Source organism: Cytophaga hutchinsonii ATCC 33406, assembly GCF_000014145.1.
Classification (GTDB): Bacteria; Bacteroidota; Bacteroidia; order Cytophagales; family Cytophagaceae; genus Cytophaga; species Cytophaga hutchinsonii.
Window position 1 is genome coordinate 90,603 of sequence record NC_008255.1, and the last position, 16,363, is coordinate 106,965.

Genomic DNA, 16,363 nt, shown 5'->3' on the forward strand with positions numbered 1-16,363 from the left:
CCTGAATAAGGAGTCTTTTTTATTTATATAAAATTGTTTTCGGTTATTTTTCACTGCCTGTTTTCAATGCCTTGTCATAATCGGGTGCCTGAAGGCTTTCATAATAGCCGCCTTGCGGGTCCAGCTTTAAGAAATCTATTTTCCAGGCCTCGAACGTCATGCTGTCATAATGCAGTGATTTTCTAAGATATTGAATATTGATAAGCGCTCCATATAAAACAAATAACACCGTGAATAACGATACTGTATATTTTATAACCAGGTATTTTTGTTCAATCACGTACGTAATAAAGCTTGCCAGTCCGATACCCATAACACCATATAGATCTACCATTGGCCGGCAAGATATGCCACCACCATACCACCAGCACCACCAGCAAAAAATAATGTAGGTATACAAAACAAATAACAGGATAAATGGCACACTGAATTGCGGGATTTTTTTACGGACAAAAAACAAACCAATTGTAGCGAACAGCATAATAGGAGAATAGATATACCATCCTTTTCTAAATCCGATCAAACCTTCAATGATGTGTGGTTTGGTCCAGAAAAAATATTCATTCGTATAAGACCAGTACAAGAAATGCCCTGTAGCATATTTCCAATATGCTATCTGAATACAGAAAACCAGAAAACCTACTACGCCGATAAGAATTACTTTTGATCGTAAAGACCACAAATAAGTAATACGCGGCTTAATGCTATTGAAAGAATGTATACCATAAAACACAAACAAAAAGATTACAACGATGTCAACCGGGCGAATCAAGGTGATTAGCCCGAATAGCAAGCCAAGATAAATACTGAAACGTGTAGTGGGTGTTTCGTGCCATTTAATGGTATAATAAACAAACATTGTTATCAGGCAGAATAAATAGCAATGCGCCATTACTTCAAACATGGAATAGAAAATCATATTGGTGCCAAAGAATACACACAGCAATGTTATCCCTGTTACCATGTCACTAAAATAGCGTATCAGAATTTTTCTTAGAAAGATAAATCCTAAGAATGTATAGAAAATATCAGATAAGATTAAGAACAAGGAATACACCATGGAATAGCCATTGGGCACATACATCTCAGGCTGCAGCTTTGCAACACCGTGGGCCATGAGGAAAAACGGCGAATATAAAATGGCAAGGCCGCTGCTCATCTTAATCACTTTTTTATTTTCCGGCGTATTCTCTGTCCATATGCGCACGCCTTCCGGCGTGTTTTTATCAAGAAAATTAAAAGTCAGATCTTCATATATAATGAGTCCGGGCAGGTACGCGTAATAAGAAATAATATCCCACTCAATAACACCTTCTTTCCACTTTTGACTGTTTCCGGTAACAATAAGGGAAATGGATAAAATAAAAATAAGTGCAAACTTAGAAACAGATAATGATTTCATGAATATTATTTTCTTTTAAATATATATACACCAAAAGGCTGATCGCCTAAAACATTGAAAGCATTTTCCGGTGAAAACTGATTAAGAAGTATAAAGTTAGGGTTTTGTGTAAAGGATGTTAAAGGTAATTTGCCTTCGTTAGCACCAAAGTGCGCATCCCAAACAATAACATCGCCTTCCTGCATATTGTTTTCCGGGTGTTGTTTATCTGAAATTGCATACGTCTCCTGGCTTTTTTTAGAATCATATGGGTTTAGATCTAACCCGATAATTGTATACGGATGACTAAAATATACCTTGCCTTTTTTGTCAGGGCTGTTTGTCTTGTACCACGCGCAGGCATCAGCTACAACAACGGTTTCATCTTTCAATTCCATTGGCCAGTAGTGCATCTTGAAAATTATATTCACAAAAAATATACTGAATATAGAAAGAGTAAGAATATATATTTTGCTGAAGCCATATTTAGAAGCAAACGTATAAATCACATCAAGGCCAAAAATAATAATCAGTACAACCAATGGTACAATGCAGGTTATAAGTCTATGCATACCCAATGCACCAAAAAGACCAAATGCCCAGAATATGGATTCTGCTGTGATGAACAGTACAATAAACCCAAGGGTCAGAAAATGGAAATGAAATAATTTATTCTCTGTAATAGTATTCTTTTTAAATGTAAACAGGCCATGGATCAGCGTGTACAGAGAAATGATTCCTCCTGTGTACAAAAGCACTTTGCGGCTCGTACCCAGTAATTCATCCAGTGCATTGATATAAAAAAAGAAGTCGCCTTTTCCGTAAATATCCTGCGCTCCTTTATATGGGTTGTTGTCGGAAATCCACATCAAAGAATGATGCGTAGAGTAACCATAAATGGTTACTAACATATAACCAGTTAATAGTGCCGGTATATAGAAATATTTTTTCTGAATCAGCAGCAGCAGGCCCATCAATGGGAAAATAAAATAACCTTCCTGTCTTACAAATGGAAGGAAGGAAAATAAAACAGTGGCAAGTAGCCATTCATTGATAACAACAAGGTAGATGCCCCATACAAGAAAAAAAGCAAAGACAATTTCTGTAAGTCCGCTGAAAAGCTCCGGAAAATATACAGGTGTGAATAATAATAAAATCGGAATGAGCCACAAATGCTTTATATTAAAAAAATCGGCTATTTTTAAAAGTATAATGCTTGTTAGAAAGGAACAGATAATCTGCATGAAATGAATTCCCTTTAAACCAAACTGTGCAAATGGTGCTGCAAGTATGGTAAAGACGGGTTTAGCCCAGAGGTCCAGTTCGAACGCCGGATTCCAGTAGGAATAACGTGCTAGTAAATAATGCCATACACCATCTGCTGTATCTGAGGTGTATGATGCTGGCAAGATTGCCCATTGGACTAAAATGAACAACGTGCAGCAGAATAAACTTAAAACAAAATAACGGTTTTTAGTTTCCGAAATAAAAGATGTAAACATGAAAGTTATGAAAAGAGTAACAGGTTTTATTTAGAATATATTTCACACCAGGCTTTTCCTTTCGAAATTCTTTTCAAAAGTTTTAGTGAAGAATCTTTTTTGTATGCATCATATAACGGATCATATTCAATAGCAGAGAAAATATAATAGTTTGTTGTTGCAGAAGGTTTGTCCTGAAGGTTGGTATATGGTATGGCGTTGTATCCGCTGTATGGATTGGACAGGATAAATTTCATCAGATAGTGCGTAGTTATTTCAGCATCTTTTGGGACATGGTTTTTATTTAAAAAGCTAACCATATCTTCATGGCAACTTACCATGTCAGAATACGCTAATTCTGTATCTCCAAGCCCATCGCTTTTGCTGCTTACCGTAGCGAAAAAAGCAACGATTGTAAGGGCACATAACAGAAGTGTGTTATTGTATGCTTTGTTAAACAGCGTGCTGATAACATATACAAATATCATGATCACCATTGGGATAGCAGCAATCAGATACCTGTTGGATAAGAAGTTTATCGCAGCAAAAGCTATGAATCCAAAAATAAATATTGACAGGTGAATTAATCGTAACAGATCTGCCTGTGGGATTTTTTTATAGCGCAGTGCAAAGAATGCCATACCAATCAAACCCAGATAGGTGATGTATAAACGACCTTGATTAAAGAAAATAATATCTCTTATTACAGAAAGCTTGTAGGTAAGCATTCCGTACGATAAATCGATGTAGCCAATGTGAAGCGGGTAGAAGAACCAGCCAACGTTGATTTTCTGTAAAATGAAAAAGGAAAAACCTAATAAAAATACAAGTCCGATAAGGCCAAGCTGAAGCAGAAATGTTTTCAACTCTTTTTTAAAGAGTAGAAATTCAATCGTAGAGCCGAGAGCTAATGCTGGTATCAGTACATAAGCACTTTCTTTTGTCCATAAGGCCAGTGTGCCGCAAATAACAAATGCCAAATAGTTTTTTTCAAAGAAAAAGAAATAGGTAAGCAGTACAAAAAGCCCTACCATTACTTCTAATAACAAAAAACTGCTTTGGGAAAGAAAGATTGCCTGAAGCGAAAACAGGATTGTAGTAAAAACTGCCACTTTTATTCCGAACCAGTTTTTGCTGGAATAAAATACAGCAAAGACTAATCCCATAGAAATAAAAAGCGGGAATAAGTGCATGGTAAAATTGGAATCACCAAACAAGGTTGCCCAGATCGAGGAAAGAAACAGAAACAGGAGCGGGTGTCCTGAGTAGACTGCCGGATCCAGTTCGCCGGGTATTAATGTCGGAGAGGTGGCTGCAAGGGTTTTTGCCGCAGGGAAATATACCCAGCACTCGTCCCAATACGGGCCAAGGTTTAAATATTGGAATTTATACAGAAAAAGACATACACAAATAATAACAGGTACTATAAATGGCCTTTTAGTTAGTTGGTTTTTAAATTCGGTATAGGAAAAGTTCATTGTAGAGGATAGTAAGATAGTATTGAAAAGAGTAATAATGGCTGATAAGAGGCTTAATAGATCACAAAACAGAACATAAGCCATGTTTTATGTAGCAGCAAAGCCTATCATGTCAGGGCATTTTGTTTATGCAGTTTTTAAAATAGTCTTAATAAAATAGGGGCATTGGCTAAAATCCAGTAAAACCAAAATCAGATGCTCAGTAATCTCAGAATTTCTTAGATAATGCGAAGATAATTATTATTTCACATAAAGCGCAGACCTCTAGCTTATAAAAAAAACAGCAATTTCTTTTTATTATCAATATTATTCATAACTTTAGTATTCAATTAATTACAATACCATTATGAATACGGGAACAGTTAAATTCTTCAATGAGACCAAAGGTTTTGGTTTCATCTTAGACAGTGCTAGTAACAAGGAAATTTTTGTACACGTTTCTGGCCTGAAAGAACAAATTACTAAAGACGATAAGGTTCAATTCGAAATCGTTGAAGGTAAAAAAGGTGTTAATGCAGTTGAAGTGAAAAAAATCTAATTTCTTTCCTAACTAAACACATTTGAAAGTCTTCATGCATCTTGCGTGAAGACTTTTTAGTTTAATTCCATCTGGATTCTATTTCATGAACAGGAAGAACCTGTTCATTCATACATCTGAAATGTTTTTTAGGGCAGCTGTTATAACCGATTTTCGAACAAGGCCTGCAATAGAGGTCCTCTTTTTGCCAGTTAACATGTTCGGTTTTATAAGCATACATGCCTAACTCAGGCGTTGTGTTGCCCCAAATAGAAATAATTCTTTTTTGAAGTGCTGCACCGATGTGCATTAAGCCGGTATCATGTGTGTATAGATACATGCACTGATGTACAATTGAAGCTGATTGGTTTAAATTATATGTGCCGCAGGCATTCAGAATATTTTTTGTGTCCGGGAAATACGCAACAAGCCGCGCGGCTGTAGCAGTATCATCTTTTCCGCCAAGTAAAATAATAGGGTGGGATATCTTGCCGATAAGTTCAATCAGTTTTGCTTCCGGCAGCCGCTTGGTAGCATGCTGAGCACCAATAGCGATAGCAACATACCCGGCAGCATATTTCTGCGGAAGACTGTCTCTGGAAATAATATCTTTTTCCGGTATAAAGTAATCCAGGCCTTCATTGTCATTTTTTACACCCAGGTGTTTGACAGTATCTAAATACCGATCCACAATATGAATTGCAGGCATGGTTTTCCATTTCCAATTCACATAAAACCACTTACGGATATTTAATTTATCGAACGTGAAACTTTTAGCCTTAAGCGCCCACTTAATGCGTTTTGTGCGGATGTTGCTATGCAAATCAATCACAACATCAAACCGTTCGGCTTTCAGCTGCTTTATAAAGGAAGCAGTGGAAGATTCAAGCAGGTGCAGCTTGTCTATGTACGGATTGTTTTCTAAAATACTTTTAAAAGAAGCTTTTGTTGCAAAGTGTATTTCAGCATTAGGGATTTGTTTTTTCAGGCACCGGATAACCGGCGTTGTTAAAACGATATCGCCAATGGAAGAAAAACGAAGGATTAAAATTTTCATGTTGGTACACGTATACTTATTTTCCTTTTGATGCAAGCCAGCTGCTTACTTTCTCCAGCGGCCAGGCATTAAATGTCTGTTCTTTGCACAAACCAGCCTTACGTGCAACACATACGCCAAAGTGCATGTCCTGCAAACCAATCTTTTCATGCGCATCCGGGTTAATACTGATGATGCAGCCTTTATCCAGGGCATATCCAATATGTCGCCAGTCCATATCCAGGCGCCATGGATGCGCATTGATCTCAATGATAACATTGTTGGCTGCGCAGGCATCAATAATTTTCTTATGGTCAATCGGATATCCTTCGCGCTTTAATAATAGCCGGCCCGTTGGATGACCCAGCATGGTTGTATAGGGATTTTCGATCGCTGTAATCAAACGCTGCGTGGCTTTTTCTTCATTCATTTTTAAGTTGGAATGAATAGAAGCGACAATAAAATCAAATGTTTTTAATACTTCATCTGCATAATCCAGTGAGCCATCGTTTAAAATATCCGATTCAACACCCTTGAAAATTTTAATGCCGGGCAATGAAATAGTTAAGGCATCCACTTCGGCCTGTTGTCTGGCAATGCGTGTTTCATCTAAGCCGTTTGCATAGAAGGCAGACTTTGAGTGATCTGAAATGCCAAAATATGCATACCCTAAAGCCATACATTCTTTAGCCATTTCTTCCAGAGTATGCTTGCCATCGCTATAGGTGGAATGATTGTGAAAGCTCCCTTTAATATCCGCATCGGTAATCAGTTCGGATAATAAATTATTCGTCGCTAATTGCATTTCTCTGTAACCTTCTCTCAATTCAGAAGGAATAACAGGAAGATTAACATGTTCATACAATGCGGCTTCAGTAGCAAAAGCAGTTGTTGTTGCAAGATGTAAAAATGTTTTTCCGGATGGGCTTTTTAATCGTAAATGTTTTTCTCCGGAAGAATGTTTGAATAATTCAGATCCGAATTTTTCTGCTGTAGTTAAATATATTTCAACGGGAATGTTTTTTAAACGTTCAGCTCCACGCCATCTGTATAAGCCAGACTTAGCAGGATCTTCAGATAAATAAGAAAGCGTTTGCAAGACAGAAACGGTTTCAGCAAAATCGGTACTTGGTACAACAAAAGAAATGCAGTCAATTGTTTCCATCATCCGGCGCACATCTCCGCACAGCTGAATCTGCGGGCTGATGTCTGCCTTAAGTTTACGTTCCAGTTCAAAGGCAAGCGCTTCAATGTCTCCATACAAATGTTTGTCAGACTGCTTCATTACAAATTGAAGCACCTGTATAATATTTTCCTGCGTTTTTTCGCCAAAGCCTTTCAGCTGAGCCACAGCATTGGTTTTACAAGACTCCAGCAACTCTTCCTTACACGTGATGTTAAGTTCTTTCCAAAGCGTTTTTACTTTTTTCGGTCCAATGCCTTTTATATCCAGCAATTCAACAATGCCTTCAGGTGTATTGAGCTTCAGTGTTTCAAGTTCTGTCAGTTTACCTGTCTGGCTCAGCTCAACTATTTTTGCCGCAATGCTTTTACCAATGCCGTCCTGCTTTTCCAGTTCAGGAAGCGATAAGCCGAATAAAGCAACTTCCGTTTTTTCAATTTGAAATCCGGCATTCTGAATGGAACGAACTTTAAACGAGTTTTCGTCATGCAGCTCCATAAGCGAAGCCGTCAGTAAAAGTATATCAGCAATTTCTTGATTTGTCAAAGAAGTAATCGGTTTAATTGGAATATGTAAAGATAAAAGTTTTAAGTTTTATCTTTTAGGTTTTAGGATATAAAGTATGGTAAACCTGTTTTAATCTGGAACTCTAAACTAAATTCATTAATTTTAATGCAAATAATGTATTAAAGTAACTATCCTTAAAACATAGAACTTTGAACATAAAACTTGAAATATGAATTACTGGCTTATCAAATCTGAACCGTTTAAATATTCATTTGACCAATTTGTTGCAGATAAAAAAACATTCTGGGATGGCGTGCGCAACTATCAGGCACGAAATAACCTGCGTGAAATGAAGAAGGGTGACTTATTACTTTTTTATCATTCAAACGAGGGAAAAGAAATTGTTGGTATTGCTAAAATTGTAAAAGAGGCGTATCAGGATCCAACAACAGATGATGCAAACTGGGTTGTTGTTGATGTTGCGCCGGTAAAAAAATTAAAAAATCCGGTAACACTTGAAATGGTTAAAAAAGACAAACGGTTAGCAAACATGGCTTTGGTTAAACTCATGCGTTTATCTGTACAACCGGTTCGGAAAGAGGAGTTTGATATTGTGCTTGAATTGGCCGGTGAATAAAAAAATGAAATCTTTCTCCTGCGCTATTCTATAAAATTCTATATTTGTAAAATTTAAAGACAAAGTTTATGTCCAAACGCATTATAATCGACAACGATTTGCTGCAGGTCATGTTGGATCGGCTTTGTCAGCAATTGATCGAGTCCCACGACGATTTCTCCAATACTGTTATTTTAGCCCTTCAGCCCAGAGGAGTTGCTACAGGGCAGCGTATTCATAAAAAATTAGAAAAGGCTACAAAAAAGAAGATCAATCTGGGCTACCTGGATGCGACTTTTTTCAGAGATGATTTCAGAAGACACGATGGTCCGTTGAGAGCAAACGCTACAAAAATTCCGTTTCTGATTGAAGGGAAACGTGTGATCCTGGTGGACGATGTATTATACACCGGCCGCACGGTGCGCGCTGCAATGGATGCCATGATGGCTTTTGGCAGGCCGAAAGATGTAGAGCTGTTGGTAGTGATTGATCGCAAGTACAGTCGTGATGTGCCGATTCAGCCCAATTATGTAGGGAGAGAAGTTATTTGTCTGGAATCTGAAAAAGTAGTTGTAGACATTAACGAAGTTGAAGATAAGAAAGAATTAATCTGGTTAGTAAAGAAATAAATAGAACGATGAGCCAATTATCCGTAAAGCATTTATTAGGAATAAAAGATCTTACAACAAAAGATATTGAGCTTATATTAGAAACTGCCGGTCAATTTAAAGAGGTCATCAACAGACCTATCAAAAAAGTACCTTCCCTGCGTGATGTAACCATTGCCAATGTTTTTTTCGAAAACTCAACACGTACACGTTTATCGTTTGAATTAGCACAAAAAAGATTGTCTGCCGACACCATTAATTTTTCAGCGGCAGCAAGTTCTGTAAAAAAAGGAGAAACACTTTTAGATACCGTAAATAATATTCTGGCAATGAAAGTGGATATGATTGTGATGCGCCATGCAAGTGTAGGTGCGCCGCATTTCTTAGCCAAACACATCAGTGCAAATATTGTAAATGCCGGAGATGGAACACATGAGCATCCGACACAAGCATTATTAGACAGCTTTTCCATTAAAGAAAAATTAGGCGGCGTAGCAGGGAAGAAGGTTTGTATTTTCGGAGACATCCTGCATTCACGTGTAGCCTTATCAAATATTTTTGCCTTGCAGAAGCAGGGCGCTGAAGTGATGGTTTGCGGCCCGTCAACATTGATTCCGAAGTTTATCGGAGAGTTAGGCGTTAAGGTAGAATTTGATCTGCGCAAAGCCCTTCAATGGTGCGATGTAGCAAATGTGTTGCGGATACAGCTTGAACGTCAGACAATCAAATATTTTCCTACACTGAGAGAATACGCACAGTATTACGGCATCAACAAACAATTGCTGGATTCATTGAACAAGGAAATTGTGATCATGCACCCGGGTCCGATCAACAGAGGAGTTGAATTAAGCAGCGATGTAGCCGACAGCGGTCATTCCATTATTTTAGATCAGGTAGAAAACGGTGTGGCAGTACGCATGGCTGTATTGTACCTGCTTGCCGGCAATAAGTAATATAATCAAAACCGCTTCAAATCCTTCACAGCAAAGCTCCATTCAGGCGTAATAAGTTCTCCGCTTTCAGGAATTTCATACCATGGACTTAATTCAGTATCAGAAAGGTTTTTTACAATATGAATATCCTGCGCAGGCATATAGCTTTGCGTCAGTATCATTATTTTCTTTCCGGATGTTTCATGTACGGCAACATCCATTACAATCATGGCATGGCCGGGAAAACCGCCGTAAATAAAAACATCGCCCTCTGCAATCTCAGTAATATCAACAGGTTTCAGTTCTTTTGAAAGTGAATAGGTGCCGCAATACATAAACACTGTATTCAGGTAAGAGCGAAAACACGCATAGCTTGTATCTCTGCTTTTAGATTTTGTCCAGGCAACGGAATTACCTATTACCACAGGGCGGTAGCCTTCTCTCCATTTTGAATAAGAAGCTTTGCTGCCATTCGTAAATGTAAACGCAATGGAATCATAGGCGTGTTTTTGATATAGATATTCTGCCCGCAAACGCATTACTGCATCAGCACATTGCTGCAGGTCACTTGTGCCTCTGTCAAAATCCAGCACCGCGGCATGTATACGCTGATTGCTTTTAAGTTCTCCGTTAAAAAGCAGTACCGGCGCCCCTTCTTTTTTCAGTGGTATGGTTTCAAGCCAGGCTGCAAATGTTTTTTCAGTATTCGATTTTCTTGAGTAACCCGGAGGGCATGGAAAGCGTTCTAGAATGGTAGAACGAACAAAAATGTTTGTTTGTTTTGAGTAAGATGGTTCGTCAACAGGTCGATTGCGTATATTTGCATCTTCCTGCATGCATGAACAGAACAACATAGTTCCATAGAATACTGTTGTGATAATAAAGTAAATATTTGTCATATAGTTAGTTATGTTTTAAAGCAGATGAAGAAAATAATAATCTACAGCATTGTTATTATCATAATGCAAAGCATGGTCTCATGTTACGCATTACAGCAAAAAAAAGCGGCAAAAAGTCAACCCTTCAAACCGCATAAGGAGTCAAAGATGAAGCATAAAAAGCATCATTAGATGAGATATTAAAGACGAAAATTCTTTACATTTAACATATATTATAGGTCTCCTTACATTAAATCAATAATTCCATGAAAAAAGCAGTATTTGTAGCAGCAGTAAGTACTATTTTAGCCGTTTTTATATTTTCGTCATGTAGCAGCGGTGCATCTCAGCAGTCGTGGCATCCTAAAACCGGTAAAAAGCCAAAGCCCGGACACAATCGTTAATATTTATCGCGCTTAAATTAAAAAGCAGTTATATCTGTAAAGAATACTGAAATAGAAAAGCAGAGATTCCTTTATGAAAAAAATTATCGTAGCTATTGACGGGTATTCGGCGTGTGGGAAAAGCACAACAGCGAAGATATTAGCAGCAAAACTAGGTTACGTATACATAGATACAGGCGCTATGTATCGCTCCGTTGCTTTATATTTCATTCAGCATTACATAAACAGCACCAATCCTAAAGCTGTTGCAGAAGCATTAAACCAAATTCACATTTCTTTTGTTCATAATAATAAAACAGAAACATGTGAAACGTATCTCAACGGTCTGAACGTTGAATCTGAAATCCGGAAAATGTATGTTTCTGAAAAGGTTAGTGAAGTAAGCGCTATTCCGGAAGTAAGGAAACGTATGGTTGAACTTCAGCAAAAAATGGCACGTAAAAGAGGCGTTGTTATGGATGGAAGAGATATCGGTACGCATGTTTTCCCTGACGCGGAACTTAAGATATTCATGGTGGCAGACATGCATGTACGCGCATTCAGAAGGCAGCAGGAATTGTTTGAAAGAAAACAAATCATTGACCTGGATGACATCATCAAAAATATTGAAAGCCGTGATTTGATGGATACAACAAGAGAAGAGTCACCGTTAAGAAAAGCTTCTGATGCATATGAAATAGATACAACCTACATAACTGTTGAAGAGCAGGTAGATTGTATTATGAACATTGCAGTCGGGAAGATGATTGAATTGGAATACAACATTGAAAATATTTAATACAGATAATTTCAACCCGGGATATACTATCCCAAATAAATACTGAAATGGATGTAATTATAGATAAAAATTCAGGCTACTGTTTCGGCGTTGAGTTTGCTATTCAGATGGCGGAAGATGAAATGGCTACAGGCGAGCCGTTGTTTTGTCTTGGCGACATCGTTCATAATAGCATGGAGGTAGAGCGGTTAGCTAAAAAAGGATTGAAAATTATAGATCGGGAAGAATTAAAAAAACTTTCAGATTGTAAAGTTTTAATCCGTGCACACGGAGAGCCGCCGGAAACCTACCAGCTTGCATTAGAAAATAATATTGAACTGGTAGATGCATCTTGTCCGGTTGTATTAAAACTGCAGAACAGAGTTAAAGCATCGTTTGACGCTATTGATTCAAAAGACGGGCAGATTGTCATATACGGACAGGAAGGTCACGCTGAAGTGATTGGTATTGCAGGCCAGACAGGAGATAAAGCAATTGTTATTACAACGGAAAAAGATCTGGATAAGATTGATTTTGAAAAGCCTGTAACCTTGTATTCTCAAACAACAAAAAGTACACAGGGTTTTTATAAAATGAAAGACCTGATTGAAGCACGTGTTGCAGAAGCAGGAAAAAACGTTGACGAAAACTTTGAATACAATGACAGTATTTGCAGACAGGTATCAAACAGAGAGCCTCAGTTGAGAAAATTCTCAAAGGAATTTGATGTTGTTATTTTTGTGAGCGGCAAAAAAAGCTCAAACGGCAAAGCATTATACGGCGTTTGTAAACAGGAAAACGAACGGAGTTATTTTGTAGAAAATGAAACAGAAATAGAACCTTCCTGGATAAGAGCTACAGACAATGTAGGCATCTGCGGTGCAACGTCTACCCCTATGTGGCTGATGGAAAAAGTGCAGAACTATATACAGGCACACTCCTGGAATTAATAAAAGAAATAAATACCCCCTGATTAATTATATATAGTACCGATACCGATGAAAACACTTATACGCTATTTTATTCAGGGTTTATTATTCTGGACACCGATCTTTATCACGGTGTACATTATTTTTTTTATTTTTAGTGTGTTTGACCGGATCATACCAGCCTTATTCAATGTAGAACTGACACCAGGGTTGGGCATTTTAATTGTTGTAGTGTTCTTAACAACTACGGGATCCATCACATCTATGCTGCTAGTAAAGCCTGCATTTAGTTTTTTAGAAAACTATGTCTATAAAATTCCATTCATAAATATTATTTATTCTTCTTCCAAAGATGTTGTAAGCGCTATTGTTGGAGAGAAGAAACGGTTTGATCATCCGGTAATGGTAAAAACAGGTGGTGGAGAGACAGGTACATTCAGAATTGGTTTTGTTACCCGAGATGAATTTAATGTTAAGCAACTGGAAACATTAGTGGCAGTATATTTTCCGCACTCATATAATATATCCGGCAACATACTTTTTGTGCCCAAAGACAAGGTACTTCCTTTAAATATCACGGGTGCAGAAGCAATGAAATTTATTGTGTCTGCAGGTATGACCGGAAACCTGGACGAAAAATAACACGGCATGTTATCGCAGTATCGTTTAAATGTTTCTTTTGTGTTATCAAATTGTCTCTTGGTAACAATTCCGTAACAATCCCTTTATTTTGACATAACAGCACGATAAACATAGGGTAATAGCATACATGTAGCTTTGCATTGTAAAAATCAAACTACAATAAAGCTCGTGATGAATACTCTACGTTTTCCAAAATGGTTGTCCCTATCAGCTGTTTTTCTATTACTTTCATTTACCGCCCCTTTTACAAGTTTAGCTCAGACAGGTTCTCTTAAAGGAACATTAATCGATTCAACAGCAAATGAATTGATTTTCGGAGCAATCATTTCATCCCCTGAGTTTCCAAACATCGGTGCTCAGTCGGATTTTGATGGGAACTTCTTAATTCAAAACATTAAACCCGGAACGTATAACTTCAAAATATCTTATATCGGATATAAAGAAGTGTTATTAAATGGTATCGTTGTTAATGCAGGCCAGACAACAGATCTGGGAACGATAAATATAAAGATAGATGAAGAAGTACCTGTTATTGAAATTGTGGGAGAAGTAGCTACCAACACAGAACAGGCTGTTGTGCAGGAAGTGAGAGCACAGGATCAGGTTGTTTCAGGGATTTCTGCAGAGCAGATATCGAAATCTCAGGATAGAGATGCCGCAGCTGTTATTTCCAGAATTCCTGGAGTTACATTAATAGATGGTCGTTTTATCATGATCAGAGGTTTAAGTGAACGCTATAATAACGTTTTATTAAATGGTGCAATTGCTCCATCGTCCGAATCTGAAACAAGGGCATTTTCATTCGACATTTTACCAAGTAATGTTATAGATAGAATACTTGTATTTAAATCCGGTGCAGCAGAAATGCCGGGCGATTTTGCGGGTGGTATTATAAAAGTATATACAAAAGCGAATGTAGATAAAAACATTACTTCATTAGGAATCAGCTTGGGCTACAGAACGGCTACAACGTTTAAAAGCTTTACAAGACAAAGCGGCTATAATGCAGACTGGACAACTTTCGGAAATAATGCGAGAGAGCTGCCGGCAGATTTTCCAAAAGATTTAAAAAATCTTGGTTTTGATTATAACAAATCTGTTGAATATTCTAAACAACTGGATTACAACTGGAACACGAAAGAAACTACTGCAATGCCGGACTTAAGAATGAATCTGTTGGTTGGCAGAAATTTTTATGCAGGAAGTGTTAAGATAAGCTCAATAAATAACCTGTCGTATTCAAATGTTTATCAAAGCTACAAAAATGATCGTTTCAGATATTGGAACTATGATTCAGAAGGCAAAAGTGAAACAAAATTAGCATTCAAAGATCAATACAGCGTTAACAGCTATCGCTTAGGTTTAATGAGCAACTGGTCAGCAAACTTTACAAAAAGTGTAAACAAAAAAATACTTACGTTTAGAAATTTTTATACCAGATCAGCATTTAACGAAACGCAATTCAGAAGCGGTTATGATAATGAGAAAACGCAGGAGTTATTATTTCAGTCGCTTCGTTATGGAACAAACGCAATTTTCAGCTCACAGCTTGAAGGTGAACATGGCATGCGTTCAAACAAAGATAATTTAACATGGGTTGTTGGTTTCTCTCAGATCACACGAAGTGAGCCCGATTGGAAACGTGCATCCCAGACACGTCAGTTAGGCTCTTCAGATCCTTTCAGAACGGTCGTTCAGCCTGGCCCTACAGCGCAGGATGGTGCCTCATTCTTTACAAAACTTACAGAAGGTGTTGTTATGAATAGTGTAGACTATGCAAGAAACATGTTAAATCATACCGACTCTTCACGTGTGAGATTAACATTAAAAGTTGGGTATTATGCAGAATATAAAAAGCGTACGTATTATGCGAGATGGATGTCTCTGACTGATGCAGGTATTGACCCGTCGTTAAAATTCCTTAGCCCGGATGAATTATTTCAATCACAGTATTTAGGTTACCCGAATGGTTTGTTATTACAGGAAGGTACCAGAACGCAGGATAGATATGATGCATCAAATACATTGATTGCCGGATATGCAGGAGCCAACTTCGTTATCTCAAAAGTTACTATTGATGGTGGTCTACGGATGGAGAATAACAGACAACAGATTGAATCCGCTGTTGATGGAACACCTGTAATCATTGATAATAAAATTTTAACTCCATTACCATTCCTTAACCTGTCCTACAGATTCCATGAAAAGTGGGTATTGAGAGGTAGTGCGATGAAGACAATTAACAGACCGGAATTCAGAGAGCTTTCACCATTCCCGTTCTATGATTTTAACATTCCTGCAGATAAAACAGGCAACCCAAACCTGAAAGTATGTGACATCATAAACCTGGACACAAGATTGGAATTTTATCCGACCGAAGCTGAAATGGTTGCAGTTGGTGTGTTTTACAAACACTTCAAAAATCCAATTGAAGCATATCTGTTACAAGGAGCTTCTAACTTAGTTTATATCTATGATAATGCGCCTGAAGCACAATCTTATGGTGTTGAATTTGAATTAAGAAAATCTCTTGAATCGTTTACTAATGTTGAATTCATGCAGCGCTTTTCTTTATTATTCAACGGCTCTTTAATTTATTCTCAAATAAATTTTGGAAATGATTTAACATCGTACAGCAATTTGATTCAGAAAAGAGCAATGCAAGGACAAAGCCCATATGTAGTAAATGCTGGTATTTACTACAGCTATAGAAAAACAAAACTAAGCGGCTTGTATAATGTTTACGGTCCAAGAATATTCTCTGTAGGTGATAGCCAGATCAGAACGATCTATGAAATGCCACGTGCGTCCTTAGATGTAACATATTCATATGAATTGAATAAGAAGACAGAATTAAGAATTGGTATTTCTAATCTTCTGAACTCCTCAATCAGACTGCAGGAAGATGGAAATAACAATAGAAAATTGAATGAGAAAGATATTGATAAAAATATTTCTCAATACAGAATCGGACAGAATATCAATGTTGGTTTTGTATATAATTTCTAAAACAA

Annotated in this window: 15 protein-coding genes; 9 read left to right on the forward strand and 6 right to left on the reverse strand. The window is 37.5% G+C overall.

The window, feature by feature from the left end:
- Positions 1–43 precede the first annotated feature (43 nt).
- From CHU_RS00385 to CHU_RS00395, 3 genes are all read right to left on the reverse strand, one after another.
- Positions 44–1,402: a hypothetical protein gene (locus CHU_RS00385; RefSeq protein WP_011583486.1), complete on the reverse strand. Its 1,359-nt coding sequence runs from the start codon at positions 1,400–1,402 to the stop codon at positions 44–46.
- Positions 1,403–1,407: 5 nt separating this feature from the next.
- Positions 1,408–2,790, reverse strand: a complete 1,383-nt coding sequence (locus tag CHU_RS00390; protein WP_143144074.1) for a hypothetical protein — start codon at positions 2,788–2,790, stop codon at positions 1,408–1,410.
- 119 nt (positions 2,791–2,909) lie between these two features.
- A complete protein-coding gene (locus CHU_RS00395; RefSeq protein WP_041932098.1) occupies positions 2,910–4,340 on the reverse strand; it encodes an ArnT family glycosyltransferase in 1,431 nt (476 codons plus the stop codon).
- Positions 4,341–4,686: 346 nt separating this feature from the next.
- On the opposite strand from CHU_RS00395, the gene CHU_RS00400 reads away from it, so the two are divergent.
- Positions 4,687–4,878: a cold-shock protein gene (locus CHU_RS00400; RefSeq protein WP_011583489.1), complete on the forward strand. Its 192-nt coding sequence runs from the start codon at positions 4,687–4,689 to the stop codon at positions 4,876–4,878.
- 61 nt (positions 4,879–4,939) lie between these two features.
- On the opposite strand, the gene CHU_RS00405 is transcribed toward CHU_RS00400, so the two are convergent.
- Positions 4,940–5,914 carry a glycosyltransferase family 9 protein gene (locus CHU_RS00405; RefSeq protein WP_011583490.1) on the reverse strand — a complete coding sequence of 325 codons (975 nt, stop codon included), beginning with the start codon at positions 5,912–5,914 and terminating at the stop codon, positions 4,940–4,942.
- A 16-nt stretch (positions 5,915–5,930) separates the two neighbouring features.
- On the reverse strand, positions 5,931–7,622 hold the full coding sequence (locus CHU_RS00410) for a DNA polymerase/3'-5' exonuclease PolX (protein ID WP_011583491.1): 1,692 nt from the start codon (positions 7,620–7,622) through the stop codon (positions 5,931–5,933).
- 190 nt (positions 7,623–7,812) lie between these two features.
- On the opposite strand from CHU_RS00410, the gene CHU_RS00415 reads away from it, so the two are divergent.
- From CHU_RS00415 to CHU_RS00425, 3 genes are all read left to right on the forward strand, one after another.
- A complete protein-coding gene (locus CHU_RS00415) occupies positions 7,813–8,220 on the forward strand; it encodes an EVE domain-containing protein (protein WP_011583492.1) in 408 nt (135 codons plus the stop codon).
- Between the two features lie 68 nt (positions 8,221–8,288).
- Positions 8,289–8,828: a bifunctional pyr operon transcriptional regulator/uracil phosphoribosyltransferase PyrR gene (gene pyrR / locus CHU_RS00420; RefSeq protein WP_011583493.1), complete on the forward strand. Its 540-nt coding sequence runs from the start codon at positions 8,289–8,291 to the stop codon at positions 8,826–8,828.
- An 8-nt stretch (positions 8,829–8,836) separates the two neighbouring features.
- Positions 8,837–9,760: an aspartate carbamoyltransferase catalytic subunit gene (locus CHU_RS00425; protein WP_011583494.1), complete on the forward strand. Its 924-nt coding sequence runs from the start codon at positions 8,837–8,839 to the stop codon at positions 9,758–9,760.
- A gap of 5 nt (positions 9,761–9,765) precedes the next feature.
- On the opposite strand, the gene CHU_RS00430 is transcribed toward CHU_RS00425, so the two are convergent.
- Positions 9,766–10,638 (reverse strand): DUF4846 domain-containing protein, encoded by an 873-nt coding sequence (locus tag CHU_RS00430; RefSeq protein ID WP_011583495.1) that lies wholly within the window; start codon positions 10,636–10,638, stop codon positions 9,766–9,768.
- A gap of 245 nt (positions 10,639–10,883) precedes the next feature.
- Between CHU_RS00430 and CHU_RS19500 the strand changes: the two genes are divergently transcribed.
- The 5 genes from CHU_RS19500 to CHU_RS00450 all read left to right on the forward strand — a co-directional run bounded on the left by CHU_RS19500 (position 10,884) and on the right by CHU_RS00450 (position 16,358).
- Positions 10,884–11,021, forward strand: a complete 138-nt coding sequence (locus tag CHU_RS19500) for a hypothetical protein (RefSeq protein ID WP_177254162.1) — start codon at positions 10,884–10,886, stop codon at positions 11,019–11,021.
- Between the two features lie 73 nt (positions 11,022–11,094).
- Complete coding sequence (gene cmk, locus CHU_RS00435) at positions 11,095–11,799, forward strand: (d)CMP kinase (protein ID WP_011583496.1); 705 nt, start codon at positions 11,095–11,097, stop codon at positions 11,797–11,799.
- A gap of 47 nt (positions 11,800–11,846) precedes the next feature.
- Positions 11,847–12,728, forward strand: a complete 882-nt coding sequence (locus CHU_RS00440; RefSeq protein ID WP_011583497.1) for a 4-hydroxy-3-methylbut-2-enyl diphosphate reductase — start codon at positions 11,847–11,849, stop codon at positions 12,726–12,728.
- A gap of 48 nt (positions 12,729–12,776) precedes the next feature.
- Positions 12,777–13,349 carry a DUF502 domain-containing protein gene (locus CHU_RS00445; protein ID WP_011583498.1) on the forward strand — a complete coding sequence of 191 codons (573 nt, stop codon included), beginning with the start codon at positions 12,777–12,779 and terminating at the stop codon, positions 13,347–13,349.
- Between the two features lie 171 nt (positions 13,350–13,520).
- Positions 13,521–16,358, forward strand: coding sequence for a TonB-dependent receptor plug domain-containing protein (locus CHU_RS00450; RefSeq protein WP_041932099.1), 2,838 nt, complete (start codon positions 13,521–13,523; stop codon positions 16,356–16,358).
- Positions 16,359–16,363: the final 5 nt, after the last annotated feature.